This is a genomic window from Bifidobacterium sp. UBA744, assembly GCA_002298605.1.
Taxonomy (GTDB): Bacteria; Actinomycetota; Actinomycetes; order Actinomycetales; family Bifidobacteriaceae; genus Bifidobacterium.
Genome location: DBKS01000038.1, coordinates 7469 through 15794 on the forward strand (window position 1 = coordinate 7469; position 8326 = coordinate 15794).

At 61.7% G+C, this 8326-nt stretch carries 5 protein-coding genes; 1 reads left to right on the forward strand and 4 read right to left on the reverse strand.

Features of this window, described 5'->3' with window-relative positions; all coding sequences use genetic code 11:
- The coding region (locus B2994_RS03905) for a DUF3516 domain-containing protein (RefSeq protein WP_291527074.1) at positions 1-1017 on the forward strand (1017 nt) is incomplete at its 5' end.
- Between the two features lie 65 nt (positions 1018-1082).
- On the opposite strand, the gene B2994_RS03910 is transcribed toward B2994_RS03905, so the two are convergent.
- The 4 genes from B2994_RS03910 to B2994_RS03925 all read right to left on the reverse strand — a co-directional run.
- Entirely contained in the window at positions 1083-2198 is a 1116-nt protein-coding gene (locus B2994_RS03910; RefSeq protein ID WP_414630637.1) for a PPK2 family polyphosphate kinase, read from the reverse strand.
- 153 nt (positions 2199-2351) lie between these two features.
- Complete coding sequence (locus B2994_RS03915; RefSeq protein ID WP_291527075.1) at positions 2352-6200, reverse strand: 5'-nucleotidase C-terminal domain-containing protein; 3849 nt, start codon at positions 6198-6200, stop codon at positions 2352-2354.
- Positions 6201-6322: 122 nt separating this feature from the next.
- Positions 6323-6874: a YbaK/EbsC family protein gene (locus tag B2994_RS03920; RefSeq protein WP_291527076.1), complete on the reverse strand. Its 552-nt coding sequence runs from the start codon at positions 6872-6874 to the stop codon at positions 6323-6325.
- A gap of 76 nt (positions 6875-6950) precedes the next feature.
- Positions 6951-8326: Na+/H+ antiporter NhaC family protein (locus B2994_RS03925; protein ID WP_291527077.1), on the reverse strand; the 1376-nt coding region annotated here is incomplete at its 5' end.

An 8326-nucleotide genomic window follows, 5' to 3' on the forward strand; every position in this document is an offset into this window, starting at 1 on the left:
ATGCCGGACGATTTCGCACTCGACCAGCCGCTGTCCCCCTTCCTGCTGGCCGCCCTGGAGCTGCTTGATCCGGAATCCCCCACCTACGCGCTGGACGTGATCTCGATGGTCGAGGCGACCCTGGAGGACCCCAAGCAGGTGCTGCGAGCGCAGGAGCGCGCCGCCAAGGACCAGGCCATGGCCGACATGAAGGCCGACGGACTCGATTACGACGAGCGCATGGATCGTCTGGCGGAGATCACCTATCCCAAGCCGTTGGAGGACATGCTCGACGCGGCGTTCACGCAATACCGGCACGACGTGCCGTGGGCCAACGACTACTGGCTCTCCCCGAAATCAGTAGTGCGCGACATGGTCGAAACCGCCTCCGATTTCACCGGGTACATTGCGCGTTACAACATCGCCCGCTCCGAGGGCACGCTGCTGCGCTACCTATCGGACGCATACCGTTCGCTCGCCCGCACGGTTCCGCCCGAAAAACGCGACGACCAGCTTGACGACATCATCGCGTGGCTACGCGTGCTGGTGCGTTCCATCGACTCCAGCCTGGTAGACGAGTGGGAGAACACGGGCGGCGCTTCGGATGCCGTGGCGGAGGATGCGGCCAATCTCGCCGCCCCCGGCAAGCGCGATGCGGTGGTGGAGGACCGCCGCGGTCTCACCGTACTGGTGCGCAACGCCATGTTCCGCCGGGTGCAGCTGATGGACCTCGATCGGCCCGAGGAGCTTGGCGCCCTCGACAAGGACTGGGGCTACGGCGTCCACGAATGGGAGGATGCGCTCGACGACTTCTACGACGAGCACGAGTACGTCAACACCGACGCCAAGGCGCGCGGCGGCGAATGGTTCATATTGGACAACTCGCTGGAAAACAAGGAGCACATCTGGAAGGTCCGTCAGATCATCTGCGATTCGGATGGCGACAACGACTGGGCCATCACCGGTTCCGTCGATCTGGACGCCACGCAGGAGTCCGGCGAAGTGGTGTTCGTGGACTATGCCGTCGACGCCGTCTGACACGGCGCTGCGGTCCTTGGCGGCGCGAAGCCGACTTATCTATGCGGTTGCGAGCCGCCGTCAACCTATTCGGCCCGCAACCGACGCTTCGCCTCATCGAGATCGATATCGGCGGCCAGCGGCGGCCACTGCAATTGAAGCCCCGCCAACGTGGTCCGCAGCAACTCGGACACCACGGCCCTCGAATACCATCGGTTATCGGCCGGTATGACGTACCAGGGCGCCGCCGACGTGGACGTCAGCCCGAAGGTCCGCTGCCACGCGGCCATATAGTCCTCCCAGCGATCCCGCGCTTCCAAATCGCTCATGGCGAATTTCCAACGCTTGGTGGGATCCTCAAGACGCGCAAGGAAATGACTTCGCTGCTCGTCCTTGCTGATGGTCAGGAAAATCTTGATGATGACGCAACCGCTGTGAGCCAGATCGGCTTCAAAGGCATTGATCCGCTCATATCGTTCGCGAATCGTTTCCTGCGACGCCGTGTCCCACACCTGCGGCATCACCACGTCCTCATAATGCGAGCGATCGAAGATGGCGATCCACCCGGGTTTGGGCAACTCCCGCCGAATGCGCCAGAGAAAATCATGCACGAGCTCCTCTTCGGACGGCGCGCCAAAACCATGGTAGTGAATGCCCATCGGATTGCCCTGACGGAACACGTGCTTGACGATGCCGCCTTTGCCGGATGAATCCATACCCTGCAACACCAGGAGAATACGGCGGTTTGAGGGGTCGACGGCACCTTCTTCAGCCGCGGATGTCGAAGTCGCCGATCGTGCGCCATTGGCGTAGAGCAGCCGTTGGTAGAGCGAGATCTCCGTGGAGCTGATATCGATAAAACGGAGGCCGTCGCGCTTATCGCCGTGAAACGCCGGCGTCTCATCGCCATGAATGGTTCGCAAGGTCCATGGCATCAAACCATGGGTGGTTTCCGTGGTAGGCAATGGGTTGAAACGCAACCGTTGCGCCGGGGGTTGCCGCCATACGGAACTCAGCAGTGCGCTGGATGCCGCCGCCTGCTTCAGTCGTTCGTGCCCGCTGGCATGCGACCCGACCTCATGCATGGCGTCCAGCCGTGTCAATCCCTTTTCGGCGCGATCCAACGCCTTGTCAATATCCCGAGGCGTCGTTGCCGGTCGAACGCCATCGTTTGCGTCATGCACATCATCGTCTTTGACCATGGACACCAGTGTAGATGCAGATAGGGCCCGATGGAACCGGCGGGATTGCATGCAATCCGGTTGTTCCATCAGGCCCTGTCGACCCGCTGACGCTCCGGCTAGTCGAATTGAGTCTTGTCCGACATCAATCCGATGCTTCCGGATCCGCCTCCATCAGCCAAGATGCCTGCGGACCATCGCCACGGATCCCGCAATCGCCAGCGACGCCAGCACTGCAGCGATCAGGACGACATCCGCACCGGTGGCGGCCAGATCAGCCGTCTTGGCATCAGCGGTGCTGCCGGCATTGCCCGCGCTACCGGCGTTACCAGCGTTACCGTCATTGTTGGTGTGCTGACGAGCGTCCTTGGCGGCCTGCACCTCGGCCTCGGTATACAGCGGCTTGACTTCGGCGGTATTCCACATCACCTTGCCATCCGCTCCGATCAGCTTGGCCTTCTCGTCGGCGCTCATGGTCTTGGAAACCGTCACCCATCCTGCACCGGGCTGATTCGTCGCCTCACCGTAATTGCTGGCGTTCACACCCTCAGTGACACCGAAGTCCACGCCGTTGACGTGCAGATCCAACGCGATGGGCTTGGTCTCATCGGTGGTGTAGGCCAATCCGTTCACATCGAAGCTCAGGACGTCCCCGTTGAGCTTTACATTCGCAAAGCCGGCCGACAGACGGCTGCGGTTGGCCTTGAGCCCCGGATTCGCCTTGAGATACTCGACAAATCCGTCAAGATCCACGAAGCCGGTATCAACATAGCCGGTTCCCTGTTGGAAAACGGTGAAGTTGTCGCCGCCGGAAAGCAGGAACGAGTTACCGGCCACCTTGTACGTGGCATCGTCGGCGACCTGCTTGCCGTTGACCGCGAGGTTGAACACATGCCCGCGCGGAACAACCACGCCGTCCACGGTTTCCTCGTCGGTGGTGTACTGGTAGCTGACGTTGCTGGAGACACCGAGCCACAGCACCGGGCGCTGCGCCCCGGCTGGCTGCCACTGCTGCTCGAACAGGGTTTTGAGCTGCTTGCCGGTGAGCGTCACCACCGCGTTGGTGTTGCCGAACGGCAATACGTCATGCGCCTCCTGATAGGTGATGACCTTGTCGTTGTTCGCATCGAGATCGGCACGCAAACCACCGGCGTTGATCACACCGATATCCGCCGCACCGTCACCGAGCGAATAGTTGGCCGCCCACAGCGCGGCGTCACCCTCCATGTCCCCGAGGGTGGATTCCACACCACGGTTATTGCCGCGACCGGTCAGATCACCAACCTTGTCGGATCCGCGGTTGAACGTGGAATCGGCGTCGATGGTGCCGACCTGCTTCTTGCCGATCTCCTTGGCCTTGGCCTGGGCATCGTCATCGATCTTCTTGACGGCGGCGTCAGCCTCGTATAACGGAGTGGTTCCATCGGCTGCGAACACGTCGTTCACCTTCGGGTCAACGGCCGTCACCTTGGCTTGCGCGCCGGAACCCTCGATCTTCAGATCCACCGTGGCGAACGCCTCACCATAACTGGCGGCCTGCAGCACGGGCGCGCCGACATCGGTGGCGGTCTGCTTTTTGAGATGGGTGTGACCGGCAAAGGCCGCATCCACATTGGCGTCCAAACCTTTCAGATCATCGGCGTCGCCATGCACCAATGCCACGACCGCATCGGCCTCGCCATTGGCTTCGCTCCCATCCGACAACTGGTCGGCATACTGATTGATGGCCTTCACCGGATCGGTGACGGTAATGCCCTTCATACCGGCCGGCGAAACCGAGCTCAGCAGGCTTTCGAACACACCGCCGATGAAAGCGACCTTCTTGCCGCCCACCTCTTCAATGACATACGGTTGGATCTTGCCTTCCAGCGCGCCACCGGTGACGTTCGCCACCACATACTGGCCCGGAGCGATCTGCGGGACAATGCGATTCACCAAGTCGTCCGCGCCCTGGTCGAATTCATGATTTCCGACCGCGGAGACCTTCAGTCCCATCGCCTTGAGCTGATCGGTGGCCGGCACATCCTTCTGGATGGACGACGCATAGGCGGACGCCCCCACCAGATCACCGGCCCCGACGAAGAGGGTGTTTGGATTCTTCGCTTCGGTCTGCTTGAGCGCGGTGGCAAGATATGCGCCATTTTCGATATGGCCGTGGAAATCGGTGATGCCGAACAAGGTGACATCGGTGGAATCCTCGGTCGGCGGAGTCGCTCCGCCATCGCAGGCCAACCAACCCTGGCGGAGCGAGTGGCCGTTGGTCACTCCATCATCCGCAAAGAACACGGGTTTATATGCCTTGGACGCGTCCGACGCGCCGGACACATTCGTCTGGCAGGAGCTGTTCGGCGAGACGGCGTATCCCTCGGTGTTCTCGGAAACCGTTTCGCCGGGAGCCTTCACGATGTTCTCGATGGTGAATTCACCGGTGGCCTTGTCCACATCCCATGTGGCGACCTTGGCGGTGCCGGAGGGCTCGGATGCGCCGCAGGAGTTGTCGCAGATCGTTTCCAGCTTGCCGCTTTCGGCGTCATACAACACATCCACGCTCAGCGTGTAGCCGGACTTGACGGCGGCCTCGGGAATGGCGATGTCCTTGACGAGCTGAACCGTGTCCACATTCCCCTTGGTGCTCAGCGCAAGGGCGTAGAGATGGCCGGTTTTCTCCAACGCCGCGATGAACAGGCCATCGTACGAATTGGAATACTTCGCCGAGTCGTAGACATTGCCGGATTTGTCCTTGAAGCCCTTGGACTCCAGCACCTTGTTCGGCACATATGCAAGACCTTCGACGCCAAGATTGGCGTCGCCGCCCTTCTCAAGCGTCACGCCGGCTTCCTTGAGCGCATCCGTCAGGTCCCATTCGTTGGTGGCGGTGAGGTCCTCCGCGCCATCGCCGTTGATGTCGGCACTGCGAGAAGCGACGTTGTATCGCAGAATGGACGGGCGGGGCGTCTTCTTGTGCTCATTGTCGCGTTCGGCGCCGATGAACACGCCCTGCGAGGCGTCGCCGTTGATGACGGTGATGCCCTCGGAGTCCACGCCGCCCTTGCCGTCCTTGAAATGCAGCTGCTTGCCGCCTTTGACGACCCCGTCGGATGAGGTGAAGGTCCATCCGTCGGAGGGATCCTGCACCCATGCGCCCTGCTCGTTCTTCACGAATTTGTTGATGGATCCGGGACCTTTGTCCTCGGTATTGCCAAGCGTGGGATTCAGGTCATTGTCGGCCGCCCAGAGCACGTTGTTGGCGGTGTCGTATACCAATCCCGAAAGATTGCCGTCGGTATGGTCACCCTCCTGTCCGCTGGCGCCGAACTCGCCTGCGGCGTCAATCGCGGTCACAGTGTCCAGACCAGGCCAGTCGCCCACTTCCATCGGCTTGGCATCCGACTGACCGGGCTTGGTGGCGGCGCCCGACTCCCCGGTTGTCGCAAAGTCGTTTGTCGTAAAGTCGTTGGCCACGCCCGGAGTGGGGTGGTTCGACAGTTTGAACGAGCCGTCGTCCGCACGGGACCACGACTGCTTGGTGGTCATCTCGCCACCGCCAAGCGCCTTGGCGTCCCAGCTGGTGGAGTCCACCTCGGCGGAGGCGTCATATTTGTCGCCGGCGGCGGATGTCAGATAGACCGAATCGGCATCGGATCCCAGCCCCGGATCGGCGGTCGCATAATCGATATACGCCACCAGATAGCCGCCGGCGGGAATCACCGTATCGGTGTTGATCTCCTTGTCAACCCCAATGGTGAAGTGCTTTTTCTGCTTTTCGTCGTAGATGCCCCATCCTTTGACATCCACAGGGTTTTTGCCGGTGTTCTTCAGCTCCACCCAGTCGTCTCGGGTCTCGAGAGCGTCGCCCGACTCCTTGGTATTGCCGGCGAACACCTCGTTGATGACGACGCTCGAACCTTTGACCGGCTGGTTTTCCTGCGCGACGGCGGTGACGGCGCCGACGGCAGCCACGGATCCCAGCGTGGCCGCGGCAACCAGCGACGCCAGTATGCGCCTTCCTATGGCTTGCTTCATGAGTCCCTCTTCTTACATGCGAGCGGCAACCACACGGTCACCTTCCGCCACCTTAGAAACCCAACGTGTCCGCATCGCCACACCAGTCTGAACGGACGGCAAACAATCCGCGACGACCCGACTCAATGACGCGGCTTGCCAAGCCCCTCCACCAATTGCACACCGGGAAGATCCTCGAAGATCGAGCCGTCCACCACAAGCTTGGACGGTCGTATACCGGATCCCAGATACAGTTTCGGAAGCTTCACGATATGCGCATCCACAAGCAACGGCCATCCGGACGGCAAACCGATGGGAGCCATGCCGCCGGATTCCATGCCCGTTGCCTCGACGGCGGCGTCAATCGGCGCGAAGCTCACCTTGGACACCTCCAACGTGTGCTTGACCACGCCATTGAGATCGGCCCGCGTGTCGGCGGTGACGAACGCCGCCGCGAACTGCGGTGGGGCCTTGCGTGTCTTATGCGTATGGACCACCACCACATTGCCGGTGATCCCAAAGGGAATGTCATATGCCGGGCACCACACATCGGTGTCGGATTCCTCGTCGGTGTTCAGCGTCACGCCCAAGATCTTGGACTCCGGCACACCGCCTGCGATCAAATCGTTCAAACGATCGAACACCGGTTTCGCCAAATGCGCCCCGTCATGCCAATCCAGGATTTCCAATCCCATGCCGAACCTCCCCATCGGTGTCGAATGCCATCGCGGACCACAATAGGAGCCCTTGCCGCTCAACACTTCGCCTGAGTTATCGTCTTTCATTATGACCGGCGACAGGGCGGCGCACCGCCCCGGATGCACGCTCTCCTCGCACGGTCGAGGAAAGCCAATGCCAAAGCGGCAGCACATACAGAAAACACGCGGCGCAGACCGACAACGTGGGGGCTCCGACCGTCGACAGCGGCACCGAACAGGCGATGGCCCAAGGCACCAGCGACGACACCACCACGGCGGAATCCTCCAAATTCAAGGCTTCGGCGCTGTTGTCATCCGTCAGGCCCCGGCACAGCTGCCGCGTCAGCATAATGCCCAGCGTCTGATTGCAGGCCACCGCGGCAGCGGCCAATGACGTCGCCAGCGTCGCGCCGAAAACCCCGATTCGTCTCCCCATCGCCTGGACCAGGGACCTGACGCCGATCAGCAAACCCGTTTCGGCGAAAATCCCGGAATAGGAGGACGACAGCAGCACGATACCCGTCACATTGAGCATCGACAGGATGCCGCCGCCGTCGATCAGCGCCCCGACGCGCGCATCCGGGCAACGGTAGCCGAACACCAGCGTCGAGAGCATCTCCATCCAGCCCATATGCTGCACTGCAAGGCACAACGGCAAAGAGGCCAGGCATCCGGCCGCCATCAGCATGCGCACGTCGAGACGGCAGCAGGCAAGCGCAACCACCAGCAACGCCGGCAGCACGGTCCACCAGTGCAGATCGAACACGCCGCCGAACAGCCCCGCAACGTCAAGGGCATGAACGGATGAACCGTCCGCGGCGACGCCCCTGCGCGCGTCACACCATCCCCATATGCCGAACGCGACCAGTGAAATCACCGTCGGTATGGCACATGAGCGCGCCATATTCCTCAGATTGTCGAACACCTTGGTGCCGGTCAGCGTGGCGACCAGCAGCGCGCTGGTCGACATCGGCGAGCAGCGGTCGCCAAAATACGCGCCGGACAGCATGGCCCCGCCGACCAGCATCGGACTCGCGCCAACGGACACCGCAAGCGTCACGGTGATCACGCCCATAGTCGCCGCCGTGGCAAACGCCGAGCCCGTAAGCATCGACATCAGCGCATTGCATACGAACACCAACGGCACCACAACCTGCGGGGCGGCAATCGCCCTGGAGGCATACGACACCAGAAACGGCACGGTGCCGCTTGCACGCCATGACGCGGTCAGCATGCCGATGAGCATGAAGGTGACGATGATCGGCAATACGGAGCGGCAGGTTTTCCAACCCGACCGCACCATGACGGGCAGCTTGTGCCCGGTCAGCAACCCATGCAGCAGGAACAACCCCAGGCCAATGGCCAGGGCGAGCATGATCGGCCACTGCAGCACAACGAACACGCAGAGCACAATGCAGAATGCCGCCAATGTCACCATCGAGGCCATGT

Coding starts and splice junctions, on each gene's coding strand:
- B2994_RS03910 (WP_414630637.1), bottom strand. CDS start 2,198: ATGGTCAAAGACGATGATGTGCATGACGCAAACGATGGCGTTCGACCG.
- B2994_RS03915 (WP_291527075.1), bottom strand. CDS start 6,200: ATGAAGCAAGCCATAGGAAGGCGCATACTGGCGTCGCTGGTTGCCGCG.
- B2994_RS03920 (WP_291527076.1), bottom strand. CDS start 6,874: ATGGGATTGGAAATCCTGGATTGGCATGACGGGGCGCATTTGGCGAAA.